This window comes from Natranaeroarchaeum sulfidigenes (assembly GCF_017094485.1).
In the GTDB taxonomy this organism is placed as follows: Archaea; Halobacteriota; Halobacteria; order Halobacteriales; family Natronoarchaeaceae; genus Natranaeroarchaeum; species Natranaeroarchaeum sulfidigenes.
The window spans coordinates 1,108,394-1,126,734 of the sequence record NZ_CP064786.1 but is presented as its reverse complement, the minus strand read 5'-3'; the positions used below and the strand labels follow the sequence as shown (position 1 = coordinate 1,126,734).

The window sequence follows — 18,341 nt, the reverse complement described above, 5'->3', positions numbered from 1 at the left end:
GGTATTCGGTTTCTCTGTTTTGTCATAGCGTCTGGTGTACCAGTTCGCTCACGATTCGGTCCCGCTCGGCCGCCGAGACGATCCGCTCTGCATCCTCGCCCTCGCAGCCGCCGTACCAGACACCGTCGGGGTACTGGGCGACGATCGGCCCGTCGCCACACTGGTCGAAACACGACGAGCGCGTAACGTGAACGTCCGCGTCGGCGTCCCGTGCCGCCTGGCGGAGCTTCTCCAGTACCGCGGGTGCGCCGTCGGCCGCACAGGTCTGGTTCGTACAGACGGCGATGTGCGTTCCGGGGGCGTCGTGGGCGTGTGGCTCGTCGTCGACGTTCTCGCGGTCCTCGTGGGCCTGCTGGTGAGTCATCGCCCGCAACATCGCGCGGGCACCGCCGGTATCCTCCTCGTAGCCGTCCAGTTCGACCTTGTACTTGCAGGTGTCACAGGACATATCGACCGAGTCCGTTCGGGCCTCCTGCCAGCGATCCGAGAGCACGTCCAGTAATCGGGAGTCGGTGCCGAGCGGATCGCCCGCGGCGGCGTCGACGTAGGGGTACTCCTCGTCGAACTCGTCCGCACCGTCGCGGATCCGCCCCGTCAGGACGCCGTCGCCGAGCATGTACGGGAGGACGACGACTGCGTCGGGTCGGGCCTTGGCGAGGTCGTGCAACACCTCGTCGAGCAGCGGCTCCGTCACGCCGATAAAGCCCGCCTCGACGCGGGAGAACTCCCGCCCCTCGTACAGCAGGCGGGCGAGCTTGTGAACGTCGGCGTTCGAGTCCGGATCCGAGGAGCCACGGGCACAGATCACGACCGCCACGTCGTCGTCCTCGCGGTCGATGCCCAGTTCCGCCTCGACGGTTGCGGCGCGGTCGTCGAGCAAGTCCAGAATCGCCGGATGGATCCCGAGGTGGCCGCCGGCGTGGAACCTGACGCCCGGATGCTCCGCCCGGGCGCGGTCGACGGCCAGCGGCAGGTCGTTTTTGACGTGACTGGCCGCAAAGAGCGAGAGCGGCACGAGCGTTAGCCGGGACGTGCTATGAGCCAACCCATCGATAGCCTCGGGAATCGACGGTTCGGCGAGTTCGAGAAACGCCGCGTCGACTGGCACCCCGAGCCGGCCTTCGAGCCCCGCGGCCAGTTCGCGGACCTGCTCGTTCGATTTCTCGCGACGGGAGCCGTGGCCAACGAGCAGGGCGACTTCGTCCTCGCGGATCTCCACTGTGTCGGCCGTCCGGCTCATGCCTTTGGCTCCTCCGTGTCGTCCGTTTCCGCGGGCTCGATCAGCGTCCCGACCGCCAGCCCCTCGGCGCGCTCGACGCTTCGCAGCGCCTTCTGGCGACGGTCTGTCGCGAACAGCCCCGATTCGCCGGAGCCCTCGTAGACCCACCCCGCAAACGGGGCAGTGTCGCCGTCGGCCACGCCGAACCAGTAGCCGCCGGAGGACGACTCCTGTAGTTCCTCCGCGTCGTACCCCTCGGCGTCGAGCAGACGCCGGACGGTTTCGAGGAGCCGCTCGTCGTCGTGGACAAAGGAGATACCGACGGCGTTTGCCGATTCGCGAAAGCAAACGACGCCACAGCCCTCCAGCAGTCCCCGAAGGAGGGCTTTGCGGTACTCGCTGAGGGTGTCGAACCGGTAGCCGCCGGGGTCGCCCCCCACCGGGAGGCCGAGCGATCCGCCAGCGTTCGCGGCCAGCGACGGATCGTCGATCCGGACGGTGTAGGCTTCCTCCTGTCGGGTGACGGCCGTGTCGTGTGCGAAGTCGCGCTCGGCGATCCGGTGATCGACCGTTCCGCCGCCGGCGATGGCCGAGAGTCGCCGCGCGGCGTCCTCGTCGCTCGTTTCGATCTCGATGCCGTCCTCGGTCACGTGCCCGCCGGCGGCGACGTGCCCCCAGAAGTACGCCGTCTCGGGGTGGGCGGCGAGCAGGGTGTCGGGCGTTGTCTCGGTAGGTGTCATAGCTCTCCGTTCTCGACAGTGATCGCATCCAGCGGACAGGCCGCGGCGGCCTGCCGTGCATCCTCGATTCGGTCGTCGGTGAACGTCGCGGCCACCGTGTCGTCGGTCCGCTCGACGGACTCGGCCGCCTCGGGATCGAACGTCGCGAGCCCCTCTTCGGACTCGACGAACCGGTCGTCCCGGACGAGACAGGCGAAGACGCCGTCGCAGGCGTTCAGATCGATGGCGACGCGGTACCGCTCAGTAGTCATACTTGCTCTCGTAGCCACGCGGTGTCACCATCCGGCCGTCCCAGACGTACGTCTCCTCGTTGCCGACCAGAATCGTCGTCGTCATGTCGACCAGATCGGTTTCGCCGAGCTCCTCGAGCGCTCCCAGCTCGACGATCCGGACCTGTTCGTCGTCGCGGCCAGCGCCGTGGACGACGCCGACTGCGGTGTCCTCGGACCGGTGTTCCAGCAGTATCTCGCAGGCCGTCTGGAAGTTCTCTCGTCGTTTCCGGCTCCATGGGTTGTAGATGGCGATCGTAAAGCCCTCTTTGGCGGCGGCGTGCAGCCGCGACTCGATCGTCGACATCGGCGTGAGGTGATCCGACAGCGAGATGGAGACGGTGTCGTTGACCAGCGGCGCGCCGACGCGGGCGGCACAGGACTGGGCGGCGGGAACGCCGGGCACGACCTCGAAATCGAGCATCGACGCCGTTGCGCCCTTCGACTCGATGATCTCCAGGGCGAGCCCCCCCAGCGCGTAGACGTTCGGATCGCCCGACCCGATGATCGCGACGTCGTTGCCGGCAAGCGCCCGGTCGACTGCCTCCTCAGTCCGGGATACCTCGCCACACATCGGCGTGTCGTACAGCTCGTCGGCGGCCTCGACCACGTCGTCGGGCAGCAACTCGATGTAGGTCGTGTAGCCGACGATGTGTTCGGCCTCCATGAGCGTCGCACGTGCTCGCTGGGTCATGCCCTCCGCCTGACCGGGGCCGAGGCCGACTGCGAAGAGCCGACCCGGCTCGGCGTCGAAGTCCTCGACCGTCGAGGTGACCTTCTCGTCGGTCTTGGATCCGTTCGGCGCGCCACAGGACGACTCGTTCGAGCTCGATGAACTGCTGGCGCCACAGTTCGAGGAGTCGGACGAGCCCTCCGTAGCATTCGCGCCACACTTCGATGACGAGCTTTCGGCAGCGTCAGCGCTCGAACTCTCAGCGGCCTCCGCCGCCGAACCCGACGCCTCGGTCGCACCGCCGTCAGTCGCCGCTTCGTTGGTCGCCGCTTCGGCCGCAGTGTCGCTACCGCCACAGTTGGACGTCGATTCATCGGTCGAACCGCATGTCTTGTCACTCATGATTAGAAGTCGTCGACGTCTCGCCCGCCACGCGGGGTGACGAGGAACTCTCCGTAATCGTTTCGCCAGACCTCGGTCTCGTGGTTACCGACGATGAGCGAGGTCCCCATGCCGCCGACCTCCTCGTCGTGTTCGGTCGCCTCGCCGAGCGTCGTCAGCGTGTACGTCTCGTCCTCGAGGTTCCGGCCGGCCTCGCCGCGTGCCGCGTCGTTGACGATGGCGACCGGCGCGTCGTCGGTCCGGTGTTCCCGCAGCACGTCGATCGCACGCTCGTAGTCCCGCCAGCAGTTGTAGAGCACGACGACGAACCCGGAGACGGCGGCCGCCCGGAGCTTCTCTGCGATCTCGTCCCAGCCGCGCCACTTGTCCGACAGCGAGACGGTACAGAAGTCGTTCGACAGCGGCGCACCGACCATCGCCGCGCCGCCGAGTGCGGCCGTCACGCCGGGGACGATTTCGAGGGGCACGTCGTCGGCGTCTTCCTCCTCGGCCATCAGATACACCAGATCGGATTTGCCGTACACGTTCGGATCGCCGCCGGAGACGTGGGCGACGTCCTGTCCGGCGCGGACGCGCTCGAACGCCTCGCGGGCGAGTTCGATCTGCTGGCCCATCGACGAGCGGACGATCTCGACGGTCTCGCCATCGGAATGGGTCGCCGCCTTTCCGGGCGACCAGCCGTTCGCTGCGGCGGTCTCGGCGACCGCCGCGACGCCGCCGGCGGTCGCTGTCTCCCGGTCCGCGTCGTCGCCGTCAGCGGCCGACGAATCGTCGAGCTCCACGTCTTCGGTCCGCGATTTCGGTGGGATCGTCCCGTCCTCGCGGAGGAACTCCTGATAGAGGTTCGAGGCGATGACACAGTCCGCGTTCCGGATCACCGCCCGCGCTCGCTGGGTCATCTGATGTGGCAGGCCGGGGCCGATACCGACGACGTACAGCGTCCCCATCCCCTCGGGGGCTTCTGTCGCCCCGCCGGGTGCGGCGTCCGCCCCGGTCATCTGCCGACCGCCACCGTCACTTCCTCCTCGTGACTCTGTTTCTCCAGTGCGAGTTCGTGCTCTGCGCCGCCGGCGATGGCGCTCGCCTCGGCGACGCCCGGCCAGCCGATCAGCTCCTTGGCCTTCGAGGGGGTCGGTCCCTCGTGGTCGAGCAGCGTCTCCCTGTCGAAGGCGACGACGCCGACGTCACGCTCGGCCGCCGCAGCGAGCAGGCCTTCTTCGTCTTCCTTCCGTGTCGCGGTGGCGACGAACTCGACGTCTTCCCAGTCGCGATCGACCGATTCCAGCGCGTGGTCCCACGCCTCCAGAAACCGCTCTTTGTCCGCCCCCGAGACGGAGCCGGTGCCGAGCACGACCCCGTCCTCGATGTTGCGCTTGAGCACCGTCACGTCGTCGTCGACGAGCACGGCGCTTGGGCCGTCGAGCCGTTCGACCGGGCCGAGTTCGTCCTCGAGCACGGCGAGGTTCGTCGCGACCGTCGAATCGCCGTTGACGACGTGGGCCGAGAGCGCTTTCGCCTGTTTCTCGACGCCTTGCTTGCCGGCCGCCTCCGAGGCCGTCGTCATCGCCGGCACCGCACCCAGCGATGCGAGGTCATCGGCGACCTGGTTCGCGCCGTGGTGCCCGCCCGTGATCGGGATCGCCCACGTGAGCTCCTCGTCGACGACGACGATCGCGGGATCGTCCCACTTGTCGTCGAGCAAGGGCGCGGTCTTTCGCATCGCGATCCCGGATGCCATCAGCCCGACGAAGCAGTCGTACTCGCCCCAGTGCTCGGCGAACACGTCGCCGTGGTACTCGATGATGTCGATCGTCTCGTAGCGGTCGCCGATCCCCTCGACGATCTCTTCTGCGGTGTCGAGTTTGCGCCCGAAGCTGATGATCGCGATCTCCTCGGCGACCTCCCCGTCCGAATCGGGTGTCGAACAGTGGCCGCCCGAGTCGTCCGTACTACTTTCCTCCGTGGTGTCGTCAGTGCTCATTAGTCGTCAACCTCCGGTTCTGCCGTTTTGCCGTCGTCCGGGTACTCCGCCGCATCCCCCTCACCGTCACCGCCCCGGTTCGCCCAGTCGCCGTACAGGTAGGATCGCTCGTAGCCCGATCCGGTGGCAGCCTCGCCGATGATCACCATCGCGGAGGCCCGGTAGCCGGCCGCCTCGACCTGCTCGCCGATGTCGGCGACCGTCCCGACCATCACGTCCTCGTCGGGCCAGGAGGCGTGATAGACGACGGCGACCGGCGTCTCGGGGTCGACGCCCTCGTGTTCGAGCAGCCGATCCATCGTCTCGGGGATCGCGTGGGTGCCCAGATAGATACAGGTCGTCACGTCGCCCATGCCGACGAAGTCGGCGATGTGATCGTCTTCCGGATCGAGCGTCTTCCCCTGTGGCCGGGTGAAGGCGACGTGATTGGCGACCTCGTTGAGCGTCAGCTGGGTGCGCATCGTCGCTGCCGAAGCGAACGCGGACGTGACCCCCGGAACGATGTACGCCGGGACGCCTTCCCGTTCGAGCGCGTCGATCTGTTCGAGCGCCGCGCCGTAGATGGCGGGGTCGCCGCTGTGCAGACGAACGACGTTCTCGCCGTCCTCGTAGGCATCCCGCATCAGCGGGATCAGCTCTTCTAGGTCCTTGCCAACGGAGTTGACGAGTTCGGCGTGCGAGCAGTGTTCCTCCAGCAGTTCGCTGGAGACGAGCGAGCCGGCGTGGACGACGAGGTCGGCCTCGTCGACCAGCTCCTTGCCGGTCAGGGTCAACAGCCCGGGGTCGCCGGGGCCCGCGCCGATGAAGGGGATCCCCTCCTGTTTCTGGCCTGCCGTGTACTCGGCGACGCGCGGGTCGAGCGCGTCCGCCTTGGACTCGCCGGCCGAGTCGATGGCGTCCTGTGGGTCGGATTCTTCAGTCATTGTTGTCCTCCGTCAGTTGCCGCCTCTCCCCCGCGTTCGTCCGTCGTCGTCTCGGATTCGTCCATCGTCGTCTCGACCTCGAACTCGTCGGTCGCCGAGCTCGTGTCGAGATCACGGCGCTCGGCGTACGCCAGCGTGTAGTAGTCACGCTCGTCGATCTCCGCGGGATCCTCGGTGATCACCGTCTCGCCCGCGTCCATGAACAGCCGTCGGCCGAACCGGACATCGTAGCCCGCCTCGTCGAGCTTTCTGGCCGTTTCGGGCGCGTCGGTCACCTTGAACAGGATCAGTCGATCGGGACCGGTCGGCGCGGCTCCCCCGTCTGCCTCCCGGAGCGAGAGCCCCGCTCCCGCCTCGATTTCGACGTCGAGCGCGGTCGCAAAGGCCGTCATCGCGCTGATCCCCGGGACGACCTCGACGTCGACGTCAGAGTGAAAGGCATCCAGCGTCCGCCGGAGGTGGCCGAACGTCGAGTAGACGTTCGGATCCCCGAGCGTAACGAAGGCGGCGTCGCCCTCGCGTGCCTTCGGTGCGATCTCGGCGGCCGCCTCCTTCCACGCCGATCGAAGCTTCTCCTCGTCGCGCGTCATCGGGAAATCGAGATCGCCGATCCGCTCTTCGGGGACGTGTTCGGTCGCGACCGCACGGGAGAGCCGACCGGGCGAGTACACGACGTCGACCGTTTCGAGCACCTCCTTGCCCCGGACCGAGATCAGATCGGCCTCGCCGGGACCGAGGCCGATACCGTAGAGGGTCACTGTTCGTCCCCCCTGTACTCCCCACCGGGTTCGGCCACGAGCATGTACACCGGGTTGTTCGCGTCGAAACTCGTCGCGCCCGCCAGATCGTAGCCGTTCGCGACCTGGAGACTGAGCACCTCGTCGAGGACGCCCCGTTCGCGAAACGCGCGGGCCGCCTCCCCGGCAACCTCCAGTCGCGAGACGTTCATCACGATCCGGTCGTAGCCAGCTTCCAGCGCGGCGTCGAGGTTCGACTCGTAGTTGCGCGAGCCGCCCAGAAAGAGCACGTCACCGTCCTCGGGGATCCCCTCGGGCGCCTCGGCATGTATCAGCTCGACAGCCGCGTCGTACTCGTTCGCGTCGAGGTTGGCCCGCGTCGTCTCCAGACGTTCCGGTTTGCGTTCGAGCGCCGTTACCCGCCCTGCCCGCCGGGCGGCTTCGATCGTCACGGCACCGGTACAGGAACCGACCTCGACGAAGTGGTCCTCGGGCCCGAGCGCGAGTTTGCGTTCCAGTACGGCCCTGACCGCCGGCTTCGTCGGGCCGGCTTTCGCGTCGTTCGGCAGTCGTGTGGCCTGCATCGTTGACTACCAAACACGGCACCATGTAAAACAATTTTGCTTGTCCTAAGGAAATTTCTCTTGTCTGCGTGTGTGGCGGTTCCGACCCTCAGTCCACGAGCGTCGGCTCCGTCCAGCCTCACCCAGCGGAGATGACAACTGTCCTGTCGGTCGGTCCTGCGGCCGACCCCTGGGAACGCCGTTTCAATACGCTTTTGAGTCACCACCGATTGATTCCGGGTATGGCAAACTTTCAGGTCGTCGTCGCCGACCCCGAGACGGGCGCGACGTATCAGCGTGACGTAGACGGACAGGACGCCAACCGGTTCCTCGGTAAATCGCTTGGCGAGACGGTCGACGGCGGTGCGGTCGGTCTCGACGGCTTCGAGCTCGAGCTCACCGGCGGCTCCGACGACGCCGGACGACCGATGCGCGAAGATGTTTCCGGACCGAACCTCCGTGAAGTGCTTCTGACTGGCGGCGTCGGCTACGAGCCGTCCCGTGACGGCGAACGCAAGCGTGTCACCGTCCGCGGCGCAGAAGTCAGCGACGCGGTCGCTCAGATCAACGCCAAGATCAGCGCATACGGTGACGGCGACGTCGACGAGCTGTTCACCGACGAGGAGTAAGGCGGTCTTTCCTCTCGATCCACACTCCTGCAGAGCAGCTGCACCTGCCATATCGACACGGTGTTTATATACGAAGCCGGCGGAATACCGGACAATGGCAGACCGGCTCCCCTCCGATCACGATTCGATTACGACCGACCGGGCCACGCTGGTTCGTCGAGGCGGGACCTCCCGCCCGGCCGTCGAACTGCCCGACGACTCGTCGGTCGAGTACCCTGCGAACGAGGTCGTTCGTGTCGTCATCGACGGCGACGAGCGACACGCCAGGATCACCGACTCCACGAGCGGACCCCGGATTCCGGGCGTCTACGACGACCCATCCTTCGCACGAGAACCCGGCTCCGCCCCGAACCGACTCGTCGAATGGGTCGAGGCGGCAGGGCTAGAGCTGGGCGGTTCGGTACTGGTCGACGAGATCGAGCCGGGATTCAAATACGGGCTCCGAGCGCCCGGCGAGCGCGTGGTCTACGAGGCGACCGAATCACCCGATGACACTCTGGCGTCAATCGCGAAGAGGCTCGAAGAGCAGTAACTCGTACACCAGTGGCCCAGTGGAACGATCTTCAACGAGTGGGCGTGACAGCGGACATCACTGTACTCTGGTACGATCCCCGCGGAACTGATAATTCGACTCCTGTCGGCCGATCACCAGCAGGAGTCATGAACCGTTACCACTGACGGCTTTCGGGCGTCAGTCCGCTGACGAGACGGCAGGGATTGGTTGAGGGAAACAGCTATAATAACAGCTATCGTACATTCAAGTATGTCTCAGGCCCTCCCCTTGCTTCGGCCGATCCTGTTCGGTCGGCTGACTGCAGGCGTTTTCTTTATATTGTGGCCGATCGCTATCGGTGGATTTGCGTGGCTCGCCTCGGGCCTCTGGATACCACATGAATTGGCTGCAGTCTTCGATCTCGTGTTCATAAAGCTACTCACGCTCCCGGGGATTATCCTGTTCTCGGCAGTGCTGCCCGAAGCCCTGTTTAACTCCGTAATCGGACTCGTCCTGGCCATCTCGCTCGGATATTTCCTCGTGGCAATTACGGTATCGGCGTCGTATCAGGCAATACGGAGACAAAACGCCCGGCGTCGATCTGCGTAGGAACTCGTTCAGCTAATCGTCCGCGGATTCGCTTTTTGCGTCCACACCTGATTTCCCGGCGACAGCCTCGCCCAGTCCATCGACGGGACGATCGGGGTTGGCCTTCCGGGCTTCCTCAGTGAGGCCGAGCTGGTATCCCTCGGCCTTTTCACGCAGGCTCGTCCGCCCACGATGGACCGACACGTCGTTGTTCAGGTGCAGACGCACGGCTTCAAGGAGGGCATCGGCTTCCAGTGGCTGACCGCGCTCTTTGAGATCCTCGCGTGTCGCATCGTCGGGGACGTCGAAGGCGCGCTGGGTGATGATCGGCCCCTGATCGAGGTCGGTCGTGACGTAGTGGCCAGTCACCCCGGCGATCCGAACCCCCTCCTGAATGGCCTGTTCGTAGGCACGAGCGCCCGGGAACGCGGGGAGCAGGCTCGGATGAATATTGATAATGCGGTCCTCGTAGCGGAAGACCACGTTCGGGCTGAGGATGCGCATATATCGCGCCAGCACGATCAGGTCGGCGTCGTACTCGGCGAGCAGATCCAGGAGCTCTTCCTCGTCGGGGGTACCCTTCTCGTCGCCAATATCGAAGAAGGGCACGCCGTACTGCTCGGCCAGCGGCTGGAGGTCATCGTGGTTGCCGATGACGACCGAGATATCCGCGCCGAGCGTGTCGTTTGCCCACGCCTCGAAGAGGGCTTCGAGACAGTGAGATTCTTTCGTGACGAGCACCGCGATCTGCTGGGTCTCCCGATCGGCGGGGAACCGGGCCTGCACGTCGACATCGAGTTCGTCCGCGAGTTCCTGTAAGTCGTGTCGGAGCTTTTCTTCCGTACAGACCATCTCCTCGGTGTCGACGGTCATCGTCATGCGGAAGAGTCCGTCTCGGACCGCCTGATCGAGGTCCTCGATGTTGATCCCGCGCTCGAACATCAGCGTCGTGAACTGCGCGATGAGTCCGGTGGCGTCGTCTCCGATCACCGTAATCTCGGTCAAGTCGTTCGTCATCGCCACCACCTCCGGGCAGGATCAGCTACGTCCATCATATCGATCCTGAGCGGCGGCAGTAAAAAGGCTTGTTTTCGGCGGTCTTCCACCGGTGAGGCCTGCTCGCGCGTCGGCCCCTTTCGTCTGAGAGGGGCGTTCAGTATCCACGTACGTGGATACGCGGGGCAAGTCACAAGTGTTTTTGCTCACGGACGGCCACGTTTACGCGATGACTGCCTACACCGCCACGGTCACGGTGCGGCTCAAGCAGGGCGTGCTCGATCCCGAAGCGGAAACGACCAAGCAGGCGCTCGAACGCCTCGGCTTCGAGCTTTCCGAACTCCGCTCGGCGGACCGGTTCGAGATCGATCTCGACGCCGACTCGGCCGAGGACGCCCAGGCGCAAGCCGACGAGATGGCCGAGCGACTGCTCGCCAACCCGACGATCCACGACTACGAGGTCGACGTCGACGAACGATGACGGTCTCAGTAATTCGATTCGGCGGCTCGAACTGCGACCGCGACGCCATCCGCGCGCTAGATCATCTGGGCATCGACGCCGAAATCGTCTGGCACGAGGACGGCCTGCCCGAAGAGACCGAGGGCATCATGCTCCCCGGCGGCTTCTCGTATGGGGACTACCTTCGGGCAGGGGCGATGGCCGCGCGCTCGCCGATCATGGACGACGTCCGGGCGGCAGCCGAGTCGGGAACGCCCGTACTGGGCGTGTGCAACGGCGCACAGATCGGTTCCGAATCGAGACTCACCGCGGGCGCGTTCACGACCAACGAGAGCGCCCGGTTCCAGTGCGAACACGTCTACCTGCGCGTCGAGAACGCCGACACGCCCTGGACCGCAGCCTACGAGGAGGGCGACGTGATCGAAATCCCCATCGCCCACGGCGAAGGGCGCTTCGAGATCACTGACGAGAAACTCGCGGAACTGCGTGACAGCGACCGCGTGCTCTTCCGGTACTGTGACGCCGAGGGGAACGTGACGAACGAAGCGAATCCGAACGGCTCGAAGGACAACGTTGCGGGGATTCTCGGTGAAAACGACCACGTCGCCGTGCTGATGCCCCACCCCGAGCGCGCGACGCTTCCGGACGTCGGCGCGACCGAGGGCCAGGGCGTGCTCGAAGGGTTTGCCGCGGAGTAGTCGGTTCGAGCGAAGGGGTTAGTGCTCGGACCCACCGGCTGACTGCTCGCGTTGTCCCCGCTCCGTGACCTCGTCCCGACCGACGGCGTCGCCTGCGTTCTGATCGTCTATCACGGTCTCCAGTTTCGTTTCGAACTCGTCTTCGGTGAGCTCGCCGCTTGCGTACCTGCCTTTGAGTTCCTTCACGGGGTCTGCCTCGGTCGTCTCGGCCGTCCTAAGCGCCCACCACCGGTAGCCGATCCAGGCGGCGTACCAGCCGACGATTAGTACTGTACCGCCGAGAAACGCGGTAAACGGGACGAATCCGGCGATCCAGAATACTCCAAGGAGCAGGATGATGTCGAACCCGAACGCGACCATCAGCCCGAGCATCAGATCGGTGACGAGGCCTTCGTCGGGATCCGCGACCATGCGCCATCGTTCGGGTGTCCGGCGCAAACTTGTTTCGGACTGGGGAACCGTCAGCGAACGTCGTCGAGGGCGACTGCGGTACGTACGTCAGCCGTGATCCACTCCGTTGCGATGCTGTCGTCGCCGGGCGTGAACAGCGTCACCTCGTTCGGGTCGACTCGGTCATCATGCAGAAACTCGACTGATTGATCCTCCATGCCGTTCGAGCGCCCCGATTCCGCGTCGTGTTCCGTCGTACTCATGCATGTTACAGAGACTCACTGGTAGATAAGCGTTCTGTCCTTATATCCATATATTCCTAAAATATTCCGCCGGCAGTATATTAATCACTATCAGGCTTCGCCCCCTCGTAGAGATGACAGGCGACGGGATGCCGTTCGGCCTGTAACTGCGGGGTCGTCGTCTCGCAGACACTCTCGTAGTGCTCGCGCAGCAGCGTCTCGGCAGCCTCCCACTCCTCGTCGGCGATGTGAGAGAAGGTCTCCTCGACGCGCGAGCGGTGTGGTTCCGACAGCGACGTGTCGAGCAGGCGATCGGCGAGGCGATCAAGGAACTCGGCCCGATGCCGGTCGCGGGAGGCTTCGTCCTCGTTCGCATCCCCATCACTGACTTGCTCCCAGAGCTCCTCGATCTCAACCGAGCGACTCTCAACCCGCTCGCGGACGTTCATGATTGCCCGGAACTCCGCTTGCTCGATGTCGACGTCGTCCGGCGGGATGACCTGCGGACACCGTGTACGGAAACGACAGCCACTCGGCGGGTTTCGTGGTGATGGGACGTCTCCCTTGAGCGTCCGGATATCGCGTTCTTGCTCGTCAGTGCTGGCTCGTGGAACGCTCTCCAGCAGCGCTTGCGTGTACGGATGTTTCGGGTCCTCGAAGATCTGTTCGGCGGGTCCGACCTCGACGAGTTCGCCGAGATACATCACCGCGACCCGGTCGGAAACGTGCCGTATCACCGAGAGGTCGTGGGAGACGAGCAGATAGGTAAGATCGAAGTCATCCTGCAGGTCGTCGAGCAGGTTCAGCACCTGCGCCTGCACCGAGACGTCGAGGGCGCTTGTCGGCTCGTCCAGCACGAGGAAGTCGGGTTCGAGTGCAAGTGAACGAGCGATTCCGATACGCTGGCGCTGGCCACCGGAGAACTCGTGGGGGTAGCGATCCAGTTGGTCGGCCGACAGGCCCACTCGCTCCAGCAGGTCACGGACCCGCTCGCGGCGCTCGTCGGCGGTCCCGACCTCGTGGATGTCGAGGGGCTCCCGGACAGTATCACCGATCGTCATTCGCGGATCGAGACTGGAGAAGGGGTCCTGAAAGACGATCTGTGCGTCCTGTCGGAACGCATCGAGGTTCTCACCCGAGAGTTCGTAGACGTTCTCGCCCGCGAACTCGACGCGACCGTCGCTCGGCTCCTGAAGCCGGAGCAACGTCTCGCCGGTAGTCGATTTCCCACAGCCGGACTCGCCGACCAGCCCGAGAGTCTCGCCGCGGTAGACGTCGAAATCGATGCCGTCGACGGCACGAACCGGCACCGGTTCGTCGCCGAACAGTCGGTCCAGCAGGGAGTCTTGCTCCCAGAAGTACTTGGTGAGGTTTCGGACCCGGACGAGCGGTTCCGGTACCTGATCGTCGGCCGCGGAGGCCGCGTTGAGGGTGTCGGTCTCGGCGGACACAGAGGGGTCGGCATCGTCGGAACTCATTCGTCAGCCTCCATCTGTACGGGGTCGTCCGTATCTCCGGTGGCATCGAAGTAGTCCTGTGGTAGTGCATCAGCCTCGTCGTAGTCCCGTGTGGCGAGGACACATCGAGCAGTGTGGTAATCGGCACCCTCAGCGTCGTATTCGGGCGGGTGTGAGAGACAGTCGTCCATTGCCTTCGGACACCGGTCCGCGAAGTGGCAGCGGTCGGCCATCTCGGCATCGAGCAGGCTCGGGACGTTCCCCTCAATCGGGGTCAGCGCCCCGCCTGCCGAGTCGAGTTCGGGGACACTCCCGAGCAGGCCAGCAGTGTAGGGATGGATGTGCCCGTCGAAGACGTCTTCGAGCGTCCCCCGCTCAACGATCTCCCCAGCGTACATCACGCCCACCCGGTCACACATCCGGGCTATCACGCCCAGATCGTGGGTGATTAGCAGAATAGTCATCCCAGTTTCGGCCTGGAGATCGTCGAGCAGGTTCAGCACCTGCGCCTGAATCGTCACGTCGAGTGCGGTCGTTGGCTCGTCGGCGATCAACACGTCGGGCTCGCCCGCGATGGCCTGTGCGATCATCGCGCGCTGGAGCATCCCGCCGGAGTACTCGTGGGGGTACTCCTCGGCGCGTTTGCCCGGATCAGGGATCCCGACCAGCTCCAGTAACTCGACGGCACGGTCGTGACTCTCGGGGGAGACGTACCGTTTCGACGGCATCACGGTCGACAGCGCGTACGACCCCAGCGAGTACTCCGCCGATTTCGTTCGGGCACGCGTGGATCGGGGATTCGGGCTCGCTCGGCGCTGGACCTCGACCGCCTCCGCGAGCTGTTCGCCCACGGTCAGGCTCGGGTTGAAACTGCTCTCGGGGTCCTGAAAGATCATGCTAAACGACGTCCCACGCAGGGAGTCTCTAATCCCCTCGGGGATCCCCCGAAGGTCGACGAACGAACCATCAACTGCGTCGGGGTGGTCCCCTCGAACCCCATCCGCGAGGTCGTCGTTACGGTACCAGATCTCACCCCCGGTAATCCGTCCGGGCGGATTGATCAGGTCGACGAGCGAACGGGCGGTGACGCTTTTCCCGCTCCCGCTCTCGCCGACGATCCCGAATACCTCGCCGCCCTCGATCCGTAGATCGAGATCCGAGACGGCGTTTACCTGTCCCTCCTGTGTGAAATACCGCGTCGAGAGGTCGGAGACGCGAAGCAGATCTCGTGTCAATGTCCTTCACCTTCGATGTTCGGGTCCAGCGCGTCGCGGAACCAGTCGCCGAGCAGATTAACGCTAATGACCGCCAGTACGATCCCGATTCCGGGGAACATCGCGACCCACGGACGGGTTCGGAGGACGTCCTGCCCGCGTTCGATCTCGTAGCCCCACGAGAGCGTCGTGCCCGAGAAGCCGAGATATGCGAGCGAAGCCTCCAGTAGGATGATCACTGCGACCTGGATCGTCGCGAGGACGATGATCGGCGTGAGGCTGTTTGGCAGGACGTGATCGATCAGTATCCGCCGGTTGCTAGCGCCGAAACTCCGTGCAGCTTTCACATAGCCTTCGGACCGGATCGACATCGCTTCGCCGCGCGCAACGCGAGCGAACCACACCCAGATGACGAGCGCGGCGACAATCGTCACTGTCCCGGGTATCGGTATCGATTCGGGCATCCCCGGAGCCAGACCGGCGACTACGATCGGATCGGGCACCCATATCGGGGATTCGCCGAAGATTCCGATCAGCGCCAGCGCAAGCACGAGTGCGGGGAACGCGAGCATCGTGTCCGCAACCCGCATCAGCACGTCGTCGACGCGGCCGCCGTAGTAGCCTGCGACGAGCCCGACCGGTACGCCGATAAAGAGGGCAAGCACCGTCGCCGTAAACCCGACCAGCAACGAGACGCGCGCGCCGTAGACGAACCGCGAGTAGACGTCCTGTCCGGCAGTGTTCGTCCCCAGATAGTGCTCACTCGTCGGTTCGACCTCAATCTCACCGTCCTGTGAGATCTGGGTGGTGTAGTCGAACCCCGGCGGCGGGTACGGCGCGCCCTGATCGCTGTAGTGGCCGGTCCGCGTCGGGTCGTGGGTCGCCAGCATCGGTGCGAACACCGCCATGAGGACGATCGAAACCAGCAACAGGAGTCCGAGCTTGGGGAGCAGGCTCTCCGAAAACGTCGATGTGAGGTTCGATCGAACACGATCGGAGATCATTCGTCTCCCACCCGTGGATCCAGCGACGCGTAGATGGCGTCGACGAAGATGTTGATCGAGACGAACGCGATCGCAATAAACACCACGATCCCCTGCATGAGTGGCCAGTCGCGGATGCGCAAGGCGTCGATGAGTCGGAGTCCCAGTCCCGGCCAGTTGAAGACGGTCTCGGTAATGACCGCCCCGCCCATCAGCGTCCCGAGCTGGAGGCCGAGGACGGTGATGATCGGAATCATCGTGTTCCGTAACACGTGTTTGTACCGGACCAGCACGTTGGGGAGTCCCTTCGCCCGACTGGCCGTGACGTAGGGTTTGCCCAGTTCGTCGACCATCCCGCTCCGCGTGAGCCGGGTGATAAGCGCCGTAAAGTAGGTTCCAAGTGTAATCGCCGGAAGCGTGATGTATCTAACCCAGGTGACCAGATCACCCGCGTACCCGTACTGGACGAACGTCATGATCGCCTCGGCGAGGCCGACGGGTCGGCGACCGGTCGGAAGGATACCGGCCCAGACGCCGAGGACGAGGATCAGCATCAACCCGAGCCAGAAGTTCGGCGTCGAGATACCGAGCAACGAGAACAGCGTCGCACCGTAGTCTGCCGGCTCATTACGGCGCGTCGCCGAGATCACGCCGAGCGGGATGGCGATGACGATCGCCACGATCGTCGCGGCGACTGCCAGTTCCAGCGTCGCCGGGATCCGCTCGATGACCATGGCTTCGACCTCCCTGTTCGAGCGCCACGAGTAGCCAAAGTCGCCGACGAGTAGTCCCTGTACGTAATCGAAGTACTGGACGTAGATCGGCTGGTCAAGCCCCTCCTCCTGTCGGACCTGCTGGATGAGGGCATCGCTGGCACCCTCTGCGAGCATCAGGTTCGCCGGATCGCCGGGCGACACGGCCCGTAGTCCGAACATGATCGTCACCACTCCCCAGATGACGACGATACCCTGCAGTAGCCGTCGGACGAGGAACTTCGCGCTCGTCATGGGTACACCGCTGGTGCTGTCATTGCGGGAACGGGATGTCGATGTGGGAACGCCGCGTCACTTACTGCTCCATCTCCCAGAGGTAGACAGTCTCGTCCTCGCGGGGATCCCACTGGATCTCCTCTTTGATGCCGTAGATACTCTCCTGTGTGTGGAGATACACGAACGGCGCTTTCTCGTGTGCGAGTCGGTTGACCTCCTCGAGCTGGGCGCGACGCTCGTCCGGATCGTCGATCTGCTGGCTCTCCAGAATCGCGTCGCTCAGTTCTTCGTCTTCGAAGGTCCGGTTGGGGTTGTCCGGGATCCTGAAGAATCCCTGCACTCCGTAATCGGTGTCGCCCGTGATGACGCCCCAGCCGATCATGTAGAACGGGATCTCGAACTCGTCAGGATCGACGCCCGCCTGATTCGCGTCGGAGACGACCTCGAAGTCGCCGATGTTCACGTCACAGCTAACGTTGTCGAGCTGGTCGATCTGGTCGGCGACCTGTTCGGCGATCTGGGCGTCGTTGAGATAGCGACCCTGTGGTGCCTGAAGCTCGATCTCCGCGCCGCCGTATCCGCTTTCTTCGACGAGACTCTCTGCCATTCCTACGTCCTGGGCGTACGGCTCGATCTCGTCGTTAAACCCGTTGATCCCCGGTGAGACAGGCTGTCCTCTGGCCTCGCCGAAACCGCTCAGGACTGTATCGACGATCCCCTGATTGTCGACGGCGTAGTTCATTGCCTGCCGGAACTCCTGGCTATCGAACGGCTCGACCGTGTTCTTCATCGGGCAGAAGACCGTCCGGAAGCTCGTGACGTCCCGGATCTCGACGCCATCGGCGGCGTCGACCGTATCGACGTCCTCAGGGAGGATGTTGATCGTGAGATCGGTCTCCTGCGTTTCGAGCGCGGCCGCTCGCCCACTGGATTCCCCGTCGGCGTTGAATACCACGCGCTCGAACGGTGGTTCGTCGCCCCAGTAGTCGTCGAACCGTTCCAGAACGATCTCTTCGCCCGAGGTGAAATCGACGACCTCGTACGGACCAGTTCCGTTGAAGTCCTCGGCATCGGAGCCGCTAATCGCCTCGTTTTCTGCGTCGTGGTTATCGATCGCCCAGTCTCTGGGGATCGCTCGCGCGTAGTTTCCGTACTCGAACTCCGCGAGACCCGCCGACGCGGAGTGCATCACTTGGAGTGTCGTCTCGTCGACGGCCTCCGCGCCCGTGATCGAGCCGAGTCCGAAGGTACCGATCGGGCTCGGAACACCCAGATCAGGGTCGACCGTTCGGTTGATCGTCCAGGCGACGTCTTCGGCAGTCAGTTCGTCGCCGTTGTGAAACACCACGTCGTCTATAAGCTGGAGTTCGGTGACGCCGTCCTCCGTCGCTTCCCAGCTATCGACGACGCGGGGGAAGATCCCTTCTCCCGGCTCGAAGTCGAATAGCGGCTCGTAGATGTGGTCGTACACGTCGAAGTAGTCGCCGGTGATGTGATCCAGCGGGTCGATCGTATCAGGGAACTGTGAAAGTGTGACGGTGAACTCGTCCTGGTCCGGGTCCTCTCCTAGACACCCTGCAACGGTTACGAGCGTCCCCGCGGCGACCCCCGATTTCATAAACGTCCGCCGGTCTGTATTGATACCGTGTGGCATATGAACAAGTCGCGAGCTACATATACATATAGTTTTGTACT

22 protein-coding genes are annotated in these 18,341 nt (G+C 64.4%); 5 read left to right on the top strand and 17 right to left on the bottom strand.

Translation table 11 applies throughout. The features are described 5' to 3' along the window. Positions 1-22: 22 nt before the first annotated feature. The 9 genes from AArcS_RS05940 to cbiT are packed head-to-tail and all read right to left on the bottom strand — an operon-like array spanning position 23 to position 7,528. Entirely contained in the window at positions 23-1,240 is a 1,218-nt protein-coding gene (locus AArcS_RS05940) for a CbiX/SirB N-terminal domain-containing protein (protein WP_238479564.1), read from the bottom strand. Next, positions 1,237-1,959 carry a cobalamin biosynthesis protein gene (locus tag AArcS_RS05935; RefSeq protein WP_238479563.1) on the bottom strand — a complete coding sequence of 241 codons (723 nt, stop codon included), beginning with the start codon at positions 1,957-1,959 and terminating at the stop codon, positions 1,237-1,239. The genes AArcS_RS05940 and AArcS_RS05935 overlap by 4 nt, the downstream gene beginning before the upstream one ends. Next, complete coding sequence (locus AArcS_RS05930; protein ID WP_238479562.1) at positions 1,956-2,210, bottom strand: ferredoxin; 255 nt, start codon at positions 2,208-2,210, stop codon at positions 1,956-1,958. The genes AArcS_RS05935 and AArcS_RS05930 overlap by 4 nt, the downstream gene beginning before the upstream one ends. After that, entirely contained in the window at positions 2,200-3,303 is a 1,104-nt protein-coding gene (gene cobJ / locus AArcS_RS05925) for a precorrin-3B C(17)-methyltransferase (protein WP_375139637.1), read from the bottom strand. Before cobJ ends, AArcS_RS05930 begins: the two co-directional genes overlap by 11 nt. 2 nt (positions 3,304-3,305) lie before the next feature. Next, a complete protein-coding gene (locus AArcS_RS05920; protein ID WP_238479561.1) occupies positions 3,306-4,301 on the bottom strand; it encodes a precorrin-3B C(17)-methyltransferase in 996 nt (331 codons plus the stop codon). After that, complete coding sequence (cbiG, locus tag AArcS_RS05915) at positions 4,298-5,284, bottom strand: cobalt-precorrin 5A hydrolase (RefSeq protein ID WP_238479560.1); 987 nt, start codon at positions 5,282-5,284, stop codon at positions 4,298-4,300. The genes AArcS_RS05920 and cbiG overlap by 4 nt, the downstream gene beginning before the upstream one ends. Continuing rightward, the gene (locus AArcS_RS05910; RefSeq protein ID WP_238479559.1) at positions 5,284-6,207 is read right to left on the bottom strand and encodes a cobalt-precorrin-4/precorrin-4 C(11)-methyltransferase; all 924 of its coding nucleotides are present in this window, start codon (positions 6,205-6,207) and stop codon (positions 5,284-5,286) included. Before AArcS_RS05910 ends, cbiG begins: the two co-directional genes overlap by 1 nt. Continuing rightward, positions 6,204-6,965: a cobalt-factor II C(20)-methyltransferase gene (locus AArcS_RS05905; RefSeq protein WP_238479558.1), complete on the bottom strand. Its 762-nt coding sequence runs from the start codon at positions 6,963-6,965 to the stop codon at positions 6,204-6,206. The genes AArcS_RS05910 and AArcS_RS05905 overlap by 4 nt, the downstream gene beginning before the upstream one ends. Then, positions 6,962-7,528 (bottom strand): precorrin-6Y C5,15-methyltransferase (decarboxylating) subunit CbiT, encoded by a 567-nt coding sequence (cbiT, locus tag AArcS_RS05900; RefSeq protein WP_238479557.1) that lies wholly within the window; start codon positions 7,526-7,528, stop codon positions 6,962-6,964. The genes AArcS_RS05905 and cbiT overlap by 4 nt, the downstream gene beginning before the upstream one ends. A 221-nt stretch (positions 7,529-7,749) precedes the next feature. On the opposite strand from cbiT, the gene AArcS_RS05895 reads away from it, so the two are divergent. The 3 genes from AArcS_RS05895 (at position 7,750) to AArcS_RS05885 (ending at position 9,238) form a co-directional block, all read left to right on the top strand. Beyond that, positions 7,750-8,136, top strand: a complete 387-nt coding sequence (locus tag AArcS_RS05895; protein ID WP_238479556.1) for a 30S ribosomal protein S6e — start codon at positions 7,750-7,752, stop codon at positions 8,134-8,136. Positions 8,137-8,230: 94 nt separating this feature from the next. After that, on the top strand, positions 8,231-8,668 hold the full coding sequence (locus AArcS_RS05890; RefSeq protein WP_238479555.1) for a DUF7112 family protein: 438 nt from the start codon (positions 8,231-8,233) through the stop codon (positions 8,666-8,668). 231 nt (positions 8,669-8,899) lie between these two features. After that, positions 8,900-9,238 (top strand): hypothetical protein, encoded by a 339-nt coding sequence (locus tag AArcS_RS05885; protein WP_238479554.1) that lies wholly within the window; start codon positions 8,900-8,902, stop codon positions 9,236-9,238. A gap of 12 nt (positions 9,239-9,250) precedes the next feature. On the opposite strand, the gene AArcS_RS05880 is transcribed toward AArcS_RS05885, so the two are convergent. Beyond that, the gene (locus tag AArcS_RS05880; protein WP_375139636.1) at positions 9,251-10,234 is read right to left on the bottom strand and encodes a formyltetrahydrofolate deformylase; all 984 of its coding nucleotides are present in this window, start codon (positions 10,232-10,234) and stop codon (positions 9,251-9,253) included. 208 nt (positions 10,235-10,442) lie between these two features. Between AArcS_RS05880 and purS the strand changes: the two genes are divergently transcribed. After that, complete coding sequence (gene purS / locus AArcS_RS05875) at positions 10,443-10,694, top strand: phosphoribosylformylglycinamidine synthase subunit PurS (protein ID WP_238479552.1); 252 nt, start codon at positions 10,443-10,445, stop codon at positions 10,692-10,694. Then, entirely contained in the window at positions 10,691-11,371 is a 681-nt protein-coding gene (gene purQ / locus AArcS_RS05870) for a phosphoribosylformylglycinamidine synthase I (RefSeq protein WP_238479551.1), read from the top strand. The genes purS and purQ overlap by 4 nt, the downstream gene beginning before the upstream one ends. Positions 11,372-11,389: 18 nt before the next feature. Here purQ and AArcS_RS05865 read toward each other — a convergent pair whose 3' ends face one another. From AArcS_RS05865 to AArcS_RS05835, 7 genes are all read right to left on the bottom strand, one after another. Then, positions 11,390-11,782, bottom strand: coding sequence for an SHOCT domain-containing protein (locus AArcS_RS05865; RefSeq protein ID WP_238479550.1), 393 nt, complete (start codon positions 11,780-11,782; stop codon positions 11,390-11,392). 50 nt (positions 11,783-11,832) lie between these two features. Continuing rightward, positions 11,833-12,024 (bottom strand): hypothetical protein, encoded by a 192-nt coding sequence (locus AArcS_RS05860; RefSeq protein WP_238479549.1) that lies wholly within the window; start codon positions 12,022-12,024, stop codon positions 11,833-11,835. 80 nt (positions 12,025-12,104) lie between these two features. Beyond that, entirely contained in the window at positions 12,105-13,481 is a 1,377-nt protein-coding gene (locus AArcS_RS05855; RefSeq protein ID WP_238479548.1) for an ABC transporter ATP-binding protein, read from the bottom strand. Beyond that, entirely contained in the window at positions 13,478-14,695 is a 1,218-nt protein-coding gene (locus AArcS_RS05850) for an ABC transporter ATP-binding protein (protein ID WP_238479547.1), read from the bottom strand. Before AArcS_RS05850 ends, AArcS_RS05855 begins: the two co-directional genes overlap by 4 nt. Further along, the gene (locus AArcS_RS05845) at positions 14,692-15,678 is read right to left on the bottom strand and encodes an ABC transporter permease (protein ID WP_238479546.1); all 987 of its coding nucleotides are present in this window, start codon (positions 15,676-15,678) and stop codon (positions 14,692-14,694) included. The genes AArcS_RS05850 and AArcS_RS05845 overlap by 4 nt, the downstream gene beginning before the upstream one ends. Beyond that, complete coding sequence (locus AArcS_RS05840; protein ID WP_238479545.1) at positions 15,675-16,664, bottom strand: ABC transporter permease; 990 nt, start codon at positions 16,662-16,664, stop codon at positions 15,675-15,677. Before AArcS_RS05840 ends, AArcS_RS05845 begins: the two co-directional genes overlap by 4 nt. A gap of 61 nt (positions 16,665-16,725) precedes the next feature. Continuing rightward, complete coding sequence (locus tag AArcS_RS05835; RefSeq protein ID WP_238479544.1) at positions 16,726-18,300, bottom strand: ABC transporter substrate-binding protein; 1,575 nt, start codon at positions 18,298-18,300, stop codon at positions 16,726-16,728. Positions 18,301-18,341 lie beyond the last annotated feature (41 nt).